Here is a 16,339-nt window from a genome sequence, read left to right on the forward strand (position 1 = left end):
TCACGGATCGGGCGTGGGCGAGAGGCGGGCCGCGAGATGGTCGATCACGGTGCGGCATTTGGGCGGCAGGTGCCGGTCCGGCGGATACAGCAGCCAGGCCTGGCCGGTGTAGGGGCCGAGGAACTCCCAGTCGCCCAGCACCTGCTGCAGTTCGCCGGCGGCCAGGGCGGCGCGGGCACTGAAATCGGGCAGGCAGGCGATGCCCAGGCCGCGGCGCGCCGCGTCCAGCCGCGCGCCGCTGTGGTTGACGGCATAGCGGCCATGCACCGCCACCTCCGCCTGCTCGTCGCCGCGGCGAAAGCGCCAGTGGTGGTCGCGCGGATGCTCGCCCAGCCACAGGCAGCTGTGGCCGGGCAAGTCCTGCGGATGCGCGGGCATGCCGGCCGCTGCCAGGTAGGCGGGCGCGGCGCACAGCAGGTGGCGCACCGGCATCAGCGGCCGGCCGGCCAGGCCTTCGGGGGGCTGGCGGGTGATGCGCACGACCAGGTCCACGTCCTCGCGCACCGGGTCGATGTCGCGGTCGTCGGCGACCAGGTGCACCTCCAGGTTGGGCTGCGTGGCCAGCAGCTCCAGCACCAGCGGATGCAGCACCTGATGGGCCAGGGCCTTGGGCGCGCTCAGCCGCACCACGCCGGCCGGCGCCGCCGCGAAGCGCTGGCCGACCTGCAGCGTGGCCTGGGCCGCGGCCACCAGTTCGGCGCAATGGGCGAAGGCCTCGCGGCCTGCCTCGGTCAGCCGCTGCTGGCGGGTGGTGCGGGCCAGCAGGCGCACGCCCAGGGCCTCCTCCAGCCGCGCCACCTGGCGGCTCACGGCCGAGGGCGTCATGCCCAGCGCGCGGGCGGCGGCCGAGAAGCTGCCGCGCTCCGCCACCTGGGCGAACGCCACCATCTCGGACAGCAGGTGCAGTGGCGCATTGATTCCCATGGGGAAGGGATTTTGTTCCGGCGCAGCGGCTGGTCGTGGGAAAGATGGCGCCCAAGAATCACCGCCATGCCGATCACGTTCTCTTCCCGCCTGCGCGCCCACCGGGTCACCGGTGCCCTGGCCGCACCTGAACTGCTGCTGCTCGCCGTGGCCGCCGTGTGGGGCGCGAGCTATGCCGTCACCAAGCCGGTGCTGGGCCAGATGCCCGTGGCCGCCTTCCTGGCGCTGCGCTTTGCGCTCACCTTCGCGGTACTGGCGCCCGCGTTGCGACCGCTGCGGCGCCCGGGCGGGGCGGCCGGGCTGGCGGTGGGCGGGGTGCTGGGGCTGTTGCTGCTGGCCATCTTCGTCTGCGAGACCGAGGGCCTGCGGCGCACGCCGGCCGGTCAGGCCGCCTTCCTGATCAGCCTGTGCGTGGCTTTCACGCCCTGGGTGGACTGGGCGTTGTCCGGCCACCGGCCGGCGCTGCGGCTCTTTGCGGCCACCGGCTTGTGCGTGGCGGGCACCGCTTTGCTGGCGCTCGATGGCCAGGCGCCGGCGGGCCATGCCACGGGCGCGGCGCTGATGCTGGCGGCCGCGCTGCTGCGTGCCTGCATGGTGTGCCTGACGCGGCGCCTGGCCTCGTGCCATGCGCTGCCGGCGCTGTCGCTCACGGCCGTGCAGTGCGGCGTGGTGGCGCTGGGGGCCTCGGTGCTGGCGCTGCGGCCGGGGTCAGGCGGCTGGGTGCCGCCGCCCGCGTCCGTGGCTTTCTGGGCCGCGATGGCCTTCCTGGTGCTGGGCTGCACCGTGTTCGCCTTCTTCGCGCAGAACCATGCGGTGCAGCGCATGCCGCCCAGCCGGGCGGCGCTGCTGATGGGCAGCGAGCCGCTGTTCGGCGCGCTGATCGCCGTCGCCCTGCTGGGCGAGCGGCTGGATGCGACGGGCTGGCTCGGCGGGTTGCTTATCGCCGGCGCCGCGGCCTGGGCCGGGCTACCGCGCCGCCAACGTGCTCAGCGCCCCCAGGCGCAGCCGCCGTCCACCACCAGCGTGGAGCCGACCACGTAGTCGCCCGCCCGCGAGGCCAGGTAGATGGCGGCGCCGGCCATGTCCTCCGGCGTGCCCACGCGGCCCAGCGGCACGCGGTCGGCCACCTCCTCGGCGTGGTCGCGGGCCTCCTTGTTCATGCTGGAGGCGAAAGGGCCGGGGGCGATGGCACTGACGACGATGCGCTCCGGTGCCAGGCGCAGCGCCATGCGCTTGGTCAGGTGGATCAGGCCGGCCTTGCTGGCGGCGTAAGAATACGTTTCCCAGGGGTTGACCGAGATGCCGTCGATGGAGGCGATGTGGATCACCTTCGCCAGGTGGTCGGTGGCCGCCTTCTTGAGCATGGGCGTCAGCGCCTGCGTGAGGAAGAAGGGCGACTTCATGTTGAGGTCCACCACCTTGTCCCAGCCGCTCTCGGGGAATTCTTCATACGGTGCGCCCCACGCCGCGCCCGCGTTGTTGACCAGGATGTCGAGCGAGTCCTCGTGCTTCGCATAGGCGGCGACCAGCGCCTGCACGCCTTCCATCGTCGACACGTCCGCCGGCAGCGAGACGCAATGGCCCAGCGCCGACAGCTCCTTCGCCGTCTGGTCGCACGCGTCGGCCTTGCGGGCCGAGATGTAGACGCGGGCGCCCTGCGCGAGATAGCCCTCGGCGATCATGCGGCCGATGCCGCGCGAGCCGCCGGTGATCAGGGCCGTGCGGCCCTTGAGCGAGAAGAGGTTCGAGGTGTCCATGGTGCGTGTCTGTCTCCTTCGGTGCGGCAGCTTAAGAGCGCCTGCCGCGCGGGGCCGTCGCCAAGGCGCCAAACGCAACCGGATGCATCGAAGCGCATTTCCGACATAAGGGGAATCCCGGAGCGCGGTATGGTTACGACCTCCAAAAGAACAACGCCTGCCCCTGCCTATGCTCGACCGACGCTCCTTCGTCTCTTCCGGCGCCGCCGCCTTCGCCCTGGGTCTTCTGGGCCGGCCCGCCTCCGCACAGAACGCCAAGGCCCTGCAGCTGAGCCAGCCGCGGCCCTTCTCGTGGGACGGCCTGGTGGCCGATGCCCAGGCCCTGGCCGGCCGGCCCTATGCGCAGGAGAACCGCCTGCCGAAGGACGTGCTGGAGCGCATCGACTACGACGCCCACGGCAAGATCCGCTTCGACACCGACTACGCCCTCTTCAAGGACGGGCCGGGCGCGTTTCCGGTCACCTTCTTCCACCTGGGCCGCTTCTTCCAGGTGCCGGTGCACATGCATGTGCTGGAGAACGCGGGCGGCGATGTCTTCTCGCGCGAGATCGTCTACGACAGCGCCTACTTCGACATGCCCGCCGACAGCCCGGCCAAGCAGTTGCCCGACGGCGCAGGTTTTGCCGGCTTCCGCTTCCAGGAAAGCCGCCTGGGCGACCAGGCCAAGCTGGACTGGCGCAAGAACGACTGGGTGGCCTTCCTGGGTGCCTCGTACTTCCGCGCCATCGGCGAGCTCTACCAGTACGGCCTGTCGGCCCGCGGCATCGCGCTGGACGTGGCCCTGCCCGACCGGCCGGAGGAGTTCCCCAACTTCACCCGCTTCTGGTTCGAGCCGCCCAAGGACGACACCACGGTCGTCGTCTATGCATTGCTCGAAGGCCCGAGCGTCACCGGCGCCTTCCGCTTCGTGATGCAGCGCAAGGCGGCGGTCATCATGGACATCGAGCAGCGCATCTTCCTGCGCCGCGATGTGGGCCGCCTGGGCCTGGTGCCGCTGACCTCGATGTACTGGTACTCCGAGACGCTGGGCGCTCGCGGGATCGACTGGCGGCCCGAGGTGCACGACTCCGACGGCCTGGCGCTGTGGACGGGCGGTGGCGAGCGCATCTGGCGCCCGCTCAACAACCCGGCCGTCACGCGCGCCTCGCAGTTCAACGACCGCGCGCCCAAGGGCTTCGGCCTGCTGCAGCGCGACCGCGCCTTCGACCACTACCAGGACGGCGTGATGTACGACAAACGCCCCAGCCTCTGGGTGGAGCCGCTCGGCGATTGGGGCGAGGGCTCGGTGCAATTGATCGAGATCCCGACCGACGACGAGATCCACGACAACATCGTCGCCTTCTGGGTGCCGGCCGCGCCCGCCACCAAGGGCAGCAGCTACAGCCTGCGCTACCGCCTGTACTGGCAGGCCGATGAGCCCTTCCCCGGCCCGCTGGCACGCTGCGTGGCCACGCGCATCGGCCGCGGCGGCCAGCCGGGCCAGCCGCGTCCGCAGGGCGTGCGCAAGTTCATGGTGGAGTTTGTCGGCGGCACGCTCAAGGACATTCCCTTCGGCGTCAAGCCCGAGGCGGTGCTCACGGCATCGAGCGGCAGCTTCTCGTACGTCTTCACCGAGGCGGTCCCCAACGGCGTGCCGGGCCACTGGCGCGCGCAGTTCGACTTCACGCCCGCAGCCGGCAACAACGAGCCGGTGGACATGCGCCTGTACCTGCGCAACGGGGGCGTCACGCTGACGGAGACCTGGCTGTACCAGCTGCAGCCGGGTTGAGCGGGCGGCGAGGTCGCCGGGCCAGGCGCGGCGACGCGCTTCAGGCGTTGCGGTCGAAGTACGTTGCCGGCGTGCGGCCCAGTTGCCGCTTGAACATCGCGATGAAGGCACTGACGCTGTCGTAGCCCAGGTCCAGCGCCACCTGCGTGACAGGCTGGCCCTCGGCCAGCCATTCCAGCGAGCGCAGCACACGTGCACGCTGCACCCAGGCGGTGAAGCTCAGGCTGGTCTCGGCGACGAAGCGGCGGCTGAGGCTGCGGTCCGACAGTCCGGCCCAGGCCGCCCAGTCCACCAGGGAACGGCGTTCGCCGGGCGCGGCCAGCAGGGCGCGGGCGATGCGCAGCAGCCTTGCGTCGTGCGGCATCGGCAGGCCCAGTGGCTGCGGCGTCAGGCCCCGGATCTCGTCCACGATCACCACGGCCAAGCGGTCCTGCGCGGCATCGGGCCCGGCGCTCGTACGTCCGGCGCAGCGCAGTGCAGCCTCCCACAGCAGCGGTGTGACGGACAGCGTGCAGGGCACGGCCGGCAGCGCATCGCAGGCCGGACTCGCCACGTACAGCGACCAGCCGGTGAAGGCGCCATGCATGCGGGCGGCATGTTGCTCGCGCGGCGGTATCCACACGGCATGGCGCGCCGGCACCACCCAGTTGCCGGCGTCGGTGCCCACGCTGAGCACGCCTCGGCCGCAGCCGATCAACTGGCCGCGTACATGGCGATGCGGGGCGGTGTCATGGTCCGCTTCGGTCCCGGCGCGGCCCACCACCAGGGGGCCGCCGTCGTCGTCGTGCAGGTCGAGCCAGGGGCCGTGGTGGAGCATGGCGTGATCGCGCTATCGAATGGCGCGGCGAGCTTAGCACCGGCGTTTGGCGCGCCCTAGCATGGGCCGCATGACTTCACACAACCCTTCTCAGGCCGGCGCGCCGCACGGCACCGAGGCCATCGACCTCGACCGGCTCTATGCCCCGCCCGCCGAATCCATCCTCAAGGGCGTGCTGCCGGAGCTGACCGACTTCCATGCCGACTACCTGCGCGCGGCCACGTTCTTCTGCCTGGCCACGGGCAGCAGCGGCGGCCTGGACGCTTCGCCGCGCGGCGGGCCACCGGGCTTCGTACAGGTACTCGACGCGCGGACCGTCGCCTTCGCCGACTGGCCCGGCAACAACCGGCTGGCCTCGTTGCGCAACCTGGAGGAAGACGCGCGGGTGGCCCTGCTCTTCCTTTTTCCGGGCCTGGAGGTGTTCCTGCGCATCAACGGCCGGGCGCGCCTGTCCCGCGCGCCGGAGTTGCTGGCGCGCCTCGCGGAAAGCGGCAAGACACCGAAGCTCGGGGTCGTGGTCGACATCGACGAGACGCTGTTCCACTGCGGCAAGGCTGTCAACCGGGCGCGGCTGTGGGCGGCCGAGTCGCAGCTGGACCGTGCCGCGCTGCCCTCCATCGGCCGCATGAAGGCGGCGGTGATGGGGCTGGACGAGGGGCAGGTGGCGCAGGTGGACGCGCACTACACGCACGCTGTGCGCCACGACCTGTACTGACCCGCGGCCCCGTCCCGTGCTGCACGCAGTCTTTGTGGTCCTCGCGGTGGGTCAGCGAGAGGCCCAGGCGGCCGTCGCGGCGGCCAGGGCTGGCGCGCTCGGCCGCTGCGCGGGGTGGGGCTGCATGCAGCGTTCGGCCAGGGCTGCCGCGTCGTCCGGCGCGGGGCCTTCGGCAAGCGCGCACAGCTCCGACAGCAGCACGCCGAAGGCCCGCACGTCCATGCGGCGCAGGGCGTCGCCCAGGGCGCCTTGCGGGGCAAAGGCCGCGGCGCCGAAGTCGCCGAGCAGCGCCGTCGCTTCACCGGCCGGCGCATCGGGGCACCACAGCAGGTTGTGGGCATACAGGTCGCCGTGCACCAGGCCGCGCGCATGCAGGTGTGCCAACGCCGAGGCCACGTCGGCCGCGATGCGCAGGGCCACATCGACAGTCAGCTGAAGATCGGCCGGATACACGTCGCGCGTGCAGCTGTCGAAGCTGGGCGGGCCGGCCAGCGTGCGGTAGTGCGGCGAGATGCGTGCCATCACGAGGCCTTGCGTGCCCTCGGGATGACCTTGCAGCCGCCCGAGCACCGGAATGAGCCGGGGATGCGTACCCGCCGCCAGGCTGGCCGCCATCTCGGTCAGTGGCCAACCGTCGCTGGTGACCTCGCCCTTGAAGAGCTTGATCGCCACTGGCCGTGCCGCCGCGCCTTCGCCCAGCATGCCGGCATGGATGCGGCCCGAGGCGCCTTCGCCGAGCAGCTCGCCCACGTGCAGCGCCGACCAGTCGATGGCGTCCGAGGCCAGGCCATGGCGTGCCGCGTCCTCGACCGCCGCATTGAATGCGTTGCCGCCCACGGCCAGCCACGACAGGGCCGGCAGCTCGGCCAGCCAGCCCGGCAGCGCATCGAAGCGATTGGCCGCAAGGCGCAGCAGTTCCAGCGCCTGGCACTGTCGCAGGTCGGGCAGGGCCGCGAGCCGGTTGCCGGCCAGCATCAGCTTCTGCAGCCGCGGGCGCCGGCCCAGTTCGGCAGGCAGTTCGGCGAGGTCGTTGTCGGTCAGGATCAACCAGCGCAACCGCGTGGGCAACGCCTCGGCGGGCACATGGGCGATGCGGTTGCCCTTGAAGCCCACCATCTCCAGCTGCGGGCAGGTGCCCAGCGCGGTGGGCAGTTCAGTGAAGCGGTTGGATGAGGCGAAGAGGACGCGCAGCCGGTGCAGCCGGTGCAGGTCGTCGGGCAGGGTGCTCAGGCAGTTGCCGGACAGGTCCAGCACCTCCAGCGTGTCGGCCAGATCGAAGACCTCGCGCGGGAAGGTGTCGAGGTCGGCCGCGATGCGCAGCCGACTCGCGCCAGTCAGTTCGCCGGCGCGCAGCCGTTGCAGGTCGTCGGTCATCGTGGCAGTTTAGGCGGGAGGGGGTGGCTCCCTCTCCCGCGAGGGGAGGGGGCCTCATCCGTGCCGCGCCTCAGGTCGGGCGCGAGGGTTTCGTTCGGGCCGCGCCTCAGGCCAGACGGAAGCGGTAGATGCCGTCCTCGCCTCGCTCGCGCCGCAACTGGCCTGCGAACCAGAGGCAGTGCAGGTGCGCGATGGTCTCGCCCAGGGCGAAGGTCATCTGGTGCAGGTCGAGTTCGCGCTTGAAGAGGATGGGCAGGGCCTCGGCCGCCGTGTGCGGCTTCTGCGCGCAGGCAGCCTGCAGTTCGGCCAGACGGTCGCGGTGGTGCTCCTGCAGCTGCTCCACGCGGCGGTGGATGCCGCGGAAGGGCTTGCCGTGGGCCGGCAGGCCCAGCGTCTCGGCGGGCAGGGCGTTGAAGCGTTCGATGCTGTCGAGAAAGAGGCGCAATGAATTGGCCTCGGGCTCGCCCGCATGCACGCTCACGTTTGTGGAGATGCGCGGCAGCATCATGTCGCCGCCCAGCAGCACACCCGCGTGGCGACCGGCTTCGTCCTGCCATTGCAGCGATTCGCAGAACAGCGAGATGTGCTCGGGCGCGTGGCCGTAGCCGGCGATGCAGCGCCAGTCATGGTCGCCGATGCGGATCACGTCGCCATCCATCATGCGCACGAAGCGGTCCGGCACGGCGGGCACCATGTTGCTGTAGTAGCTCGTGCGCGCCCGCAGCTTGGCCAGCGCCTCGGGGTCGTTCATGCCATGAGACGCGAAGAAGGCCGCGGCGGCCTCGCCGCCGGCCAGCGTGTCGCCGGCGGTGCTGAGCACGCGGGCCACGTGATAGTCGGTGGAGCTGATCCACAGCGGCGCGTCCCAGCGCTCGCACAACCAGTGCGCCAGGCCGATGTGGTCCGGGTGCATGTGGGTGACGATCACGCGCAGGATCGGCAGGCCTTGCAGTTCGGTCTCGAACACCTGTTCCCACTGCTGGCGCGCCTCGTCGCGGGCGATGCAGCAGTCCACCACGCTCCAGCCCTCGCGGCCGTCGATGCAGTCGCGCAGCAGCCAGAGGTTGATGTGGTCCAGCGCGAAGGGCAGGCGCATGCGGATCCAGCGCACGCCGGGCGCGACCTCGATGGTCTTGCCGGGCTCGGGCAGGGCGTCGCCCAGGGGGTAGTGGAGTTCGCGTTCGAGGAGGTTCATGCGGCATTGCCGGTGGCGGCCGGCTCGGCTAGTATTGACGTTTACGTCAACGTAAGAGTTGCGCTCATTGTAGGCAGCGCCTTCAGATGGCGCTGTCACCGGTGCGCGACCCTTCGCCGGGCGCGGCGATCCCTCTGGCATGTCCAACACCACCTACACCATCGGCGAACTGGCCAAGGAATTCGACCTCACGACGCGGGCCATCCGCTTCTACGAGGACATGGGTCTGCTCACGCCGGAGCGCCAGGGCCGCAACCGCGTCTACACCGCGCGCGACCGGGCGCGGCTGCTGCTCACGCTGCGCGCCAAGCGGCTCGGCCTGAGCCTGACCGAGGCGCGCGACGTGCTCGACATGTACGACAGCCCGCGCGACACCGTGCCCCAGCTCGAGGCCTTTCTGCGCGTGCTGGGCGCCCACCGCGAGCGGCTGGAGGCCCAGATGGCCGAGTTGCAGGCCAACCTGGCCGAGGTGCGCGCGCAGGAGACTGCCAGCCGCTCGGCGCTGGCCCGCGCCCGCAAGGCCGCCACCAAGGCCACCGCGTAGGACGGCACGCCGCCCGCTGACACAATGCCCGCCATGACCGACCCGATCCAAGAACTGTTCGCCCACAACCGCGCCTGGTCTGCCCAGATGGAGCGCGACCGCCCCGGCTTCTTCACCAGCCTGGTCAAGCAGCAGACGCCCAAGTTCATGTGGATCGGCTGCTCCGACAGCCGCGTGCCCGCGAACCAGATCACCGGCCTGGAGCCGGGCGAGGTGTTCGTGCACCGCAACGTGGCCAACGTGGTGGTCCATTCCGACCTCAACGCGCTGTCCACCATCCAGTTCGCGGTCGACCTGCTCAAGGTGGAGCACATCATGGTGGTCGGCCACTACGGCTGCGCCGGCGTCAAGGCGGCCATGAAGGGCACCCGCGTGGGCCTGGCCGACAACTGGATCCGCCACATCCAGGACGTGCGCGACCGCCACGCCGTCATGCTGGAGAGCCTGCCCGAGGCCGTGCGCGACGACGCGCTGTGCGAGCTCAACGTGGCCGAGCAGGTGGTCAACGTGGCGGTGAGCACCGTCATGGTCGACGCCTGGAGCCGCGGCCAGAAGGTCACCATCCACGGTTGGGCCTTCGGCGTGCACGACGGCCTGCTGCAGGACCTGGGCATCAGCGTCGACGGCGGCAAGCCGCTCGACGGCATCTACAAGGCGGCGGTTCAGCGAATCCGTGCCAAGTGGAGTGCGCCCGCCGCCGCCACGCCGCAGCCGCGCGCACAGGCGGTCATCCAGGGCCAGTGAGGCCGGGCGCAGGGGCAGGAAGGGCGCGGCCGTCATGTTTCCCCAGCGCCTGGATTCGCCGCTCGCCTATGGCATCGCCAAGGCGCTGATCGACGGCTTCAACCGGCATTACCGGCTGTTCCGCGCCGAGTCGGCCCGCGCCAAGCACCGCTTCGAGACCGCCGACTGGGCCGGCCAGCAGCGCGCGCAGCGCGAGCGCATCGAGTTCTACGCCCTGCGCGTCGCCGAGGCCGTGGCCCGGCTGGAGAAGGAGTTCAGCGCGGGCACCCAGCCCATGGATGTGTGGCAGCAGGTCAAGCTGCACTACATCGGCCTGCTGGTGGACCATCACCAGCCCGAGCTGGCCGAGAGCTTCTTCAACTCGGTCACCATCAAGATCCTGCACCGGGCCTACTTCCAGAACGACTTCATCTTCGTGCGGCCGGCCATCAGCACCGAGTACATCGAGCCGCAGGGCGCGCCCACCTACCGCGCCTACTACCCGCGCGACGGCTCGCTGGCCGGCAGCGTGATGCAGTTGGTGAACGGGTTCGGCCTGATCGTGCCCTTCGCCGACCTGGCGGGCGACGCGCAGCAGGTGGCGCAGGCCGTGCTGGGCGCGCTGGGGCCAGTGCGGCTACGGGCCAACTTCCAGCTGCAGGTGCTGTCGGGGCTGTTCTTCCGCAACAAGGGCGCCTACGTGGTGGGCCGCGTGCAGAACGGCTTCACCGAGCTGCCCTTCGCCCTGCCCATCCTGCACGACGCGAACGGGCGCCTGGTGATCGATGCGGCCCTGTTCGGCGAGGACGAGCTGCAGATGCTGTTCTCCTTCGCGCGGGCCTACTTCATGGTCGACATGGAGGTGCCCAGCGCCTGGGTGCGCTTCCTGCGCGCGCTCATGCCGCACAAGCCGCGGGCCGAGCTCTACAGCGCGCTGGGCCTGGCCAAGCAGGGCAAGACGCTGTTCTACCGCGACTTCCTCTCGCACCTCAACTACAGCAGCGACCGCTTCCGCATCGCGCCGGGCATTCCGGGCATGGTGATGCTGGTGTTCGACCTGCCCTCCTTTCCCTACGTCTTCAAGGTCATCAAGGACTTCTACCCGCCGCCCAAGGACACCACGCGCGAGCAGGTCAAGCGCAAGTACCAGCTGGTCAAGCAGCACGACCGCGTGGGCCGCATGGCCGACACGCTCGAGTACAGCGAGGTGGGCTTTCCGCTGGACCGTTTCGAGCCCGCGCTGGTCGATGAGCTGCAACGCTTCGCGCCCAGCCAGGTCGAGATCGGCGACCGCGACGGCAACGGCGAGATGGAGCTGGTGATCCGGCACGTGTACATCGAGCGGCGCATGATCCCGTTGAACATCCTGCTGGCCGAATGCCTGGAGCAGATCGCGCAGCCCGAGTCGCCGGCCGCGGCCGAGCGGGCGCAGCAGCAGCTGACGCAGGCCGTGGTGGAGTACGGCCATGCCATCAAGGACATGGTGGCCGCCAACATCTTCCCCGGCGACATGCTGTGGAAGAACTTCGGCCTCACGCGCGGCGGCAAGGTGGTGTTCTACGACTACGACGAGATCGAATACCTCACCGACTGCCAGTTCCGCCGCGTGCCGCCGCCTCGCTGCGAGGAGGACGAGCTGAGCGGCGAGCCCTGGTACAGCGTGGGCCCGCGCGACGTGTTCCCCGAGACCTTCGAGCCCTTCCTGCTGGCCAACGACCATGTGCGCGCCGCCTTCATGGCGCACCACGCCGACCTGCTCGACGCCGCCTTCTGGCAGCGCCACAAGGAACGCATCCTGGCCGGCCACATGCTGGACGTGTTTCCCTACGACGAGCGGCGGCGCTTCAGTCGTGCCCAGCGCGGCGAGAGCGTCGGTGCGAGCGATGCCGACGACGCCGCCGAGATGCCCGCCGCTGCTGCTGCCGGTCCGGCCCCGGTACCGAACGCCCGGGCTGCCGCCGCAACGCCCTGATCCTTTCCACCCACTTGCACAAGGAGACCCCCGCCATGTCCGACTCCATCGTCATCCTCGGCGCTGCCCGCACGCCCATGGGTGCCTTCCAGGGCGATTTCGCCTCGCTCGCCGCGCACGACCTGGGCGGTGTTGCCATCAAGGCGGCCGTCGAACGCGCCGGCATCGCGCCCGACGCCGTGGGCGAGGTGCTGTTCGGCAACTGCCTGATGGCCGGCCAGGGCCAGGCGCCGGCCCGCCAGGCGGCCTACAAGGCCGGCCTGCCCGACAGCGCGGGTGCCGTCACGCTCAGCAAGATGTGCGGCTCGGCCATGAAGGCCGCCATGCTGGCGCACGACCTGCTGCTGGCCGGCACCCACGAGGTGATGGTGGCCGGCGGCATGGAGAGCATGACCAATGCGCCCTACCTGATGCTCAAGGGCCGCGGCGGCTACCGCATGGGCCATGACCGCATCTTCGACCACATGATGCTCGACGGCCTCGAGGACGCCTACCAGCCCGGCCGCAGCATGGGCACCTTCGGCGAGGACTGCGCCGCCAAGTACCGGTTCACCCGCGAGCAGCAGGACGCCTTCGCCATCGCCAGCGTGCAGCGCGCCCAGCATGCGAGCCGCGACGGCCTGTTCCAGGCCGAGATCGCGCCCGTCACCGTCAGGGGCCGCGCCGGCGAGACCGTGATCGCGCTGGACGAAGGCCCGGGAAAGGTCAAGCTCGACAAGATCCCCACGCTCAAGCCCGCCTTCAAGAAGGATGGCGGCACCATCACCGCCGCCTCCAGTTCCTCGATCAACGACGGCGCCGCGGCGCTGGTGATGAGCACCGAGTCGCATGCGAAGAAGATCAGCGCCAGGCCCATCGCCCGCCTGGTGGCCCATGCCACGCATGCGCAGCAGCCCGAGTGGTTCTCCACCGCACCGGTGGGGGCCGTGCAGAAGCTCTTCGCCAAGGCCGGCTGGACGGTGAAGGACGTGGACCTGTGGGAGGTCAATGAGGCCTTCGCCGTGGTGCCCATGGCGCTGATGCACGAGCTGGGCGTGTCGCACGACATCGTCAACGTCCACGGCGGCGCCTGCGCGCTGGGCCACCCCATCGGCGCCAGCGGCGCGCGCATCATGGTCACGCTGATCCACGCGCTGCAGCAGCGCGGCAAGAAGCGCGGCGTGGCGACGCTGTGCATCGGCGGCGGCGAAGGCACCGCGGTCGCCATTGAACTGCTATGACACCCCCCAAGCCGCTTCGCGGCTCCAGGCGGCCGCCAGAGGCGGCTGCTCTTTGGGCACGTCCAAGCCTGCGCAGGCAGGCTCGGAGCCGCGGCCCTCAGCCCCTCTCTTGCGCCTTCGGCTTGGAGGGGGGCGCACCCGGAGGCCTGGCAAAGCCAGTTCCTCGGGTGCCTTGACATGGCCTGCTCCGCGGCCCCTCGATGTGCGCGGATGCAGGATGACCCACTCGTTCCTTTTCTTTTATCGACTCCCTGTGACTTCGTCTTCCTTCAAGCTCCGTCCCCTGCTCGCCGGCCTGCTGGCCGCTTCCTTCCTGGCCGCCGTTCCGGCCCATGCCCGCGACGAGGCGCTGCTCCAGGCCGCCACGGCCGAGCAGCCGGCCGTGGTCCAGACGCTGGAGAAGCTGGTCAACATCGAGACCGGCACCGGCAACGCCGACGGCATGGCCGTGGCCGGTGCCTACCTGGAAGAGCGGCTCAAGGCCCTGGGCTTCACCGTCACGCGCAGCGCGGCGGCCGGCCCGGTGGTGGGCGACAACATCGTCGGCACGCTCAAGGGCAAGGGTGGCAAGCGCCTGCTGCTCATCTCGCACATGGACACCGTGTACCCCAAGGGCACGCTGGCCAAGTCGCCCTTCAAGATCGAGGGCGACAAGGCCTACGGCCCGGGCATCGCCGACGACAAGGGCGGCAACGCCGTCATCCTGCATGCGCTGCAGTTGCTCAAGGCGCGCGGCTTCCAGGACTTCGGCAGCATCACGGTGCTGTTCAACACCGACGAGGAGAAGGGCTCCTTCGGCTCGCGCGACCTGATCCAGCAGGAGGCGGCCAAGGCCGACTACGTGCTGTCCTTCGAGCCCTCGTCGGCCATCAAGGAGGGCTTCACGCTGGGCACCTCGGGCATTGCCTACGTGCAGGTCAACATCAAGGGCAAGGCCTCGCATGCAGGCGCCGCGCCCGAGTTGGGTGTCAACGCGCTGGTCGAGGCGTCCGATCTGGTGCTTCGCACCATGGACATCGACGACAAGGCCCGCGGCCTGCGCTTCAACTGGACCATCGCCAAGGCCGGCGCCGTGTCCAACATCATTCCCGACAGCGCTACGCTCAATGCCGACGTGCGCTACGCCCGCAACGAGGACTTCGAGGCGGCCATGAAGGAGCTGGAGGCCCGCGCGCAGAAGAAGAAGCTGCCCAACGCCGACGTGCAGGTGCTGGTCACCCGCGGCCGGCCGGCCTTCAACGCGGGCGAGGCGGGCAAGGTGCTGATCGACAAGGCCGTGGGCTACTACACCGAGGCCGGCGGCAACCTGGTCATCGAAGAACGCTCCGGCGGCGGTACCGATGCGGCCTACGCCGCGCTGGCCGGCAAACCGGTGATCGAGAGCCTGGGCCTGCCCGGCTTCAACTACCACAGCGACAAGGCCGAGTATGTGCAGATCGACGCGATCCCGCGCCGCCTGTACATGGCGACCCGACTCATCATGGACCTTGGCGCAGGCCGCTGAAGCGCACGCCAGCATGATCCAGAACGCCGAACAACTCCGCGCGCTCTATGCCGCCCCCGGCGAGCGCGCGCTGCGCAAGCAACTCGACCACCTTGACGTGCACGGCCGGCGCTTCGTGGCCTTGTCGCCCTTCTGCGTGGTGGCGAGCGGCGGCGTGCATGGCGCGCTGCTCGATGCCTCGCCGCGCGGCGGTGCGCCCGGTTTCGTCAAGGCCAGCGAGGACGGCCGCACGCTGCTGCTGCCCGATTCCGGCGGCAACAACCGGCTCGACACCTTCGAGAACCTGCTGGCCGATCCGCGCATCGCGCTGATCTTCCTGGTGCCCGGCGTGGACGAGACGCTGCGCGTCAACGGCCGTGCCCGGCTTCGCGACGAGCCGGCGTTCACCGGCCAGTTCGAGGGCGAGCGCCAGAGACCCAGGCTGGTGGTCGAGGTGCAGGTGCACGAGGCCTACCTGCACTGCCCCAAGGCCTTCATGCGCTCGCAGCTGTGGGATGCATCGACGTGGGGGCCGCGTTCGGCCCTGCCCACGCTCAACCAGATGATCCACGACCAGATGGGCACGGCTGCCCCGGCGGAGTCGCAGGACCAGATGCTGGCCCGCTACCGCACGCAGCTCGACGAGGAAGGGCGCCCCGGCACCTGATCTTCCGCGGGCTCACGACCGCACACGACAACGACAGGAGACTCGACCCATGCTGCTCACCCCCGACCAGGAAGCCATCCGCGACGCCGTGCGCGAGTTCGCCCAGGCCGAGCTGTGGCCCCACGCGGCGCAGTGGGACCGCGACCACCATTTCCCCAAGGATGTTCACCAGGGCCTGGCCCAGCTGGGCGCCTACGGCATCTGCGTGCCCGAGGAACATGGGGGCGCCGGCCTGGACTACCTCACGCTCGCGCTGGTGCTGGAAGAGATCGCCGCTGGCGACGGTGGCACCAGCACCGCCATCAGCGTCACCAACTGCCCGGTCAACGCCATCCTGATGCGCTACGGCAATGCGCAGCAGAAGAAGCAATGGCTGGAGCCGCTGGCGCAGGGCCGCATGCTGGGCGCCTTCTGCCTGACCGAGCCGCAGGCCGGCAGCGATGCCAGCAGCCTGCGCACCACGGCCAGGAAAGACGCCGACGGCTGGGTGATCGACGGCACCAAGCAGTTCATCACGAGCGGCAAGAACGGCCAGGTGGCCATCGTCATCGCCATGACCGACAAGGCCGCCGGCAAGAAGGGCATGAGCGCCTTCCTCGTGCCCACCGATGCGCCGGGCTATACCGTGGCACGCCTGGAGGACAAACTGGGCCAGCACAGCAGCGACACCGCGCTGATCCAGTTCGACGGCTGCCGCATCCCGGCCGAGAACCTCATCGGCGCCGAAGGCGAGGGCTACAAGATCGCCCTGGGCGCGCTGGAAGGCGGGCGCATCGGCATCGCGGCGCAGAGCGTGGGCATGGCGCGCAGCGCCTTCGAATTCGCGCTGCAGTACGCCAAGGACCGCACGGCCTTCGGCGGCCCCATCTTCGACCAGCAGGCCGTGGGCTTTCGCCTGGCCGACTGCGCCACGCAACTGGAGGCCGCGCGCCAGCTCATCTGGCATGCGGCCAGCCTGCGCGATGCCGGCCAGCCCTGCCTCAAGGAGGCCGCCATGGCCAAGCTCTTCGCCAGCGAAATGGCCGAGCGCGTGTGCAGCGCCGCCATCCAGACGCTGGGCGGCTACGGCTACGTGAAGGACTTTCCGCTGGAGCGCATCTACCGCGACGTGCGCGTGTGCCAGATCTACGAAGGCACCTCGGACATCCAGAAGCTGCTGATCCAGCGCGCGCTGGCCTGA

15 protein-coding genes are annotated in these 16,339 nt (G+C 70.2%); 10 read left to right on the forward strand and 5 right to left on the reverse strand.

The genetic code is table 11. The features are described from left to right. Complete coding sequence (locus ABIC63_RS22045) at positions 1–924, reverse strand: LysR family transcriptional regulator (RefSeq protein ID WP_354321383.1); 924 nt, start codon at positions 922–924, stop codon at positions 1–3. A gap of 66 nt (positions 925–990) precedes the next feature. Between ABIC63_RS22045 and ABIC63_RS22050 the strand changes: the two genes are divergently transcribed. Beyond that, positions 991–1,965, forward strand: coding sequence for a DMT family transporter (locus tag ABIC63_RS22050; RefSeq protein ID WP_354321384.1), 975 nt, complete (start codon positions 991–993; stop codon positions 1,963–1,965). Here the strand turns inward: ABIC63_RS22050 and ABIC63_RS22055 are convergent. Further along, positions 1,911–2,681, reverse strand: a complete 771-nt coding sequence (locus ABIC63_RS22055) for an SDR family oxidoreductase (protein ID WP_354321385.1) — start codon at positions 2,679–2,681, stop codon at positions 1,911–1,913. The two genes, ABIC63_RS22050 and ABIC63_RS22055, sit on opposite strands and share 55 nt — an antisense overlap. Before the next feature lie 169 nt (positions 2,682–2,850). On the opposite strand from ABIC63_RS22055, the gene ABIC63_RS22060 reads away from it, so the two are divergent. After that, the gene (locus ABIC63_RS22060) at positions 2,851–4,449 is read left to right on the forward strand and encodes an OpgD/OpgG family glucan biosynthesis protein (protein ID WP_354321386.1); all 1,599 of its coding nucleotides are present in this window, start codon (positions 2,851–2,853) and stop codon (positions 4,447–4,449) included. A gap of 40 nt (positions 4,450–4,489) precedes the next feature. Here the strand turns inward: ABIC63_RS22060 and ABIC63_RS22065 are convergent, their stop codons facing one another. Further along, a complete protein-coding gene (locus ABIC63_RS22065) occupies positions 4,490–5,266 on the reverse strand; it encodes an AraC family transcriptional regulator (protein WP_354321387.1) in 777 nt (258 codons plus the stop codon). 70 nt (positions 5,267–5,336) lie between these two features. On the opposite strand from ABIC63_RS22065, the gene ABIC63_RS22070 reads away from it, so the two are divergent. After that, on the forward strand, positions 5,337–5,981 hold the full coding sequence (locus tag ABIC63_RS22070; RefSeq protein WP_354321388.1) for a pyridoxamine 5'-phosphate oxidase family protein: 645 nt from the start codon (positions 5,337–5,339) through the stop codon (positions 5,979–5,981). A gap of 51 nt (positions 5,982–6,032) precedes the next feature. Here ABIC63_RS22070 and ABIC63_RS22075 read toward each other — a convergent pair whose 3' ends face one another. Both ABIC63_RS22075 and ABIC63_RS22080 read right to left on the reverse strand, forming a co-directional pair. Next, a complete protein-coding gene (locus ABIC63_RS22075; RefSeq protein ID WP_354321389.1) occupies positions 6,033–7,355 on the reverse strand; it encodes a leucine-rich repeat-containing protein kinase family protein in 1,323 nt (440 codons plus the stop codon). Between the two features lie 106 nt (positions 7,356–7,461). Further along, positions 7,462–8,550, reverse strand: coding sequence for an MBL fold metallo-hydrolase (locus ABIC63_RS22080; RefSeq protein WP_354321390.1), 1,089 nt, complete (start codon positions 8,548–8,550; stop codon positions 7,462–7,464). Positions 8,551–8,689: 139 nt separating this feature from the next. Between ABIC63_RS22080 and ABIC63_RS22085 the strand changes: the two genes are divergently transcribed. The 7 genes from ABIC63_RS22085 to ABIC63_RS22115 all read left to right on the forward strand — a co-directional run bounded on the left by ABIC63_RS22085 (position 8,690) and on the right by ABIC63_RS22115 (position 16,339). Next, positions 8,690–9,094 (forward strand): MerR family transcriptional regulator, encoded by a 405-nt coding sequence (locus tag ABIC63_RS22085; RefSeq protein ID WP_294375239.1) that lies wholly within the window; start codon positions 8,690–8,692, stop codon positions 9,092–9,094. A 33-nt stretch (positions 9,095–9,127) separates the two neighbouring features. After that, positions 9,128–9,838 carry a carbonate dehydratase gene (gene can, locus ABIC63_RS22090; protein ID WP_354321391.1) on the forward strand — a complete coding sequence of 237 codons (711 nt, stop codon included), beginning with the start codon at positions 9,128–9,130 and terminating at the stop codon, positions 9,836–9,838. A gap of 34 nt (positions 9,839–9,872) precedes the next feature. Continuing rightward, on the forward strand, positions 9,873–11,789 hold the full coding sequence (gene aceK, locus ABIC63_RS22095; protein ID WP_354321392.1) for a bifunctional isocitrate dehydrogenase kinase/phosphatase: 1,917 nt from the start codon (positions 9,873–9,875) through the stop codon (positions 11,787–11,789). 35 nt (positions 11,790–11,824) lie between these two features. Then, the gene (locus tag ABIC63_RS22100; protein WP_354321393.1) at positions 11,825–13,009 is read left to right on the forward strand and encodes an acetyl-CoA C-acyltransferase; all 1,185 of its coding nucleotides are present in this window, start codon (positions 11,825–11,827) and stop codon (positions 13,007–13,009) included. Positions 13,010–13,262: 253 nt separating this feature from the next. After that, on the forward strand, positions 13,263–14,513 hold the full coding sequence (locus ABIC63_RS22105; RefSeq protein WP_354321394.1) for a glutamate carboxypeptidase: 1,251 nt from the start codon (positions 13,263–13,265) through the stop codon (positions 14,511–14,513). A 13-nt stretch (positions 14,514–14,526) separates the two neighbouring features. Beyond that, entirely contained in the window at positions 14,527–15,159 is a 633-nt protein-coding gene (locus ABIC63_RS22110; RefSeq protein WP_354321395.1) for a pyridoxamine 5'-phosphate oxidase family protein, read from the forward strand. Positions 15,160–15,208: 49 nt separating this feature from the next. Continuing rightward, complete coding sequence (locus ABIC63_RS22115) at positions 15,209–16,339, forward strand: acyl-CoA dehydrogenase family protein (RefSeq protein WP_354321396.1); 1,131 nt, start codon at positions 15,209–15,211, stop codon at positions 16,337–16,339.

The sequence above is a fragment of the Pseudacidovorax sp. 1753 genome (genome assembly GCF_040544975.1).
Classification (GTDB): domain Bacteria; phylum Pseudomonadota; class Gammaproteobacteria; order Burkholderiales; family Burkholderiaceae_C; genus Xenophilus.

Bases quoted from the DNA above. Each gene is read 5' to 3' on its own strand.
- ABIC63_RS22045 (WP_354321383.1), bottom strand. From the start codon at position 924: ATGGGAATCAATGCGCCACTGCACCTGCTGTCCGAGATGGTGGCGTTC.
- ABIC63_RS22050 (WP_354321384.1), top strand. From the start codon at position 991: ATGCCGATCACGTTCTCTTCCCGCCTGCGCGCCCACCGGGTCACCGGT.
- ABIC63_RS22055 (WP_354321385.1), bottom strand. From the start codon at position 2,681: ATGGACACCTCGAACCTCTTCTCGCTCAAGGGCCGCACGGCCCTGATC.
- ABIC63_RS22060 (WP_354321386.1), top strand. From the start codon at position 2,851: ATGCTCGACCGACGCTCCTTCGTCTCTTCCGGCGCCGCCGCCTTCGCC.
- ABIC63_RS22065 (WP_354321387.1), bottom strand. From the start codon at position 5,266: ATGCTCCACCACGGCCCCTGGCTCGACCTGCACGACGACGACGGCGGC.
- ABIC63_RS22070 (WP_354321388.1), top strand. From the start codon at position 5,337: ATGACTTCACACAACCCTTCTCAGGCCGGCGCGCCGCACGGCACCGAG.
- ABIC63_RS22075 (WP_354321389.1), bottom strand. From the start codon at position 7,355: ATGACCGACGACCTGCAACGGCTGCGCGCCGGCGAACTGACTGGCGCG.
- ABIC63_RS22080 (WP_354321390.1), bottom strand. From the start codon at position 8,550: ATGAACCTCCTCGAACGCGAACTCCACTACCCCCTGGGCGACGCCCTG.
- ABIC63_RS22085 (WP_294375239.1), top strand. From the start codon at position 8,690: ATGTCCAACACCACCTACACCATCGGCGAACTGGCCAAGGAATTCGAC.
- can (WP_354321391.1), top strand. From the start codon at position 9,128: ATGACCGACCCGATCCAAGAACTGTTCGCCCACAACCGCGCCTGGTCT.
- aceK (WP_354321392.1), top strand. From the start codon at position 9,873: ATGTTTCCCCAGCGCCTGGATTCGCCGCTCGCCTATGGCATCGCCAAG.
- ABIC63_RS22100 (WP_354321393.1), top strand. From the start codon at position 11,825: ATGTCCGACTCCATCGTCATCCTCGGCGCTGCCCGCACGCCCATGGGT.
- ABIC63_RS22110 (WP_354321395.1), top strand. From the start codon at position 14,527: ATGATCCAGAACGCCGAACAACTCCGCGCGCTCTATGCCGCCCCCGGC.
- ABIC63_RS22115 (WP_354321396.1), top strand. From the start codon at position 15,209: ATGCTGCTCACCCCCGACCAGGAAGCCATCCGCGACGCCGTGCGCGAG.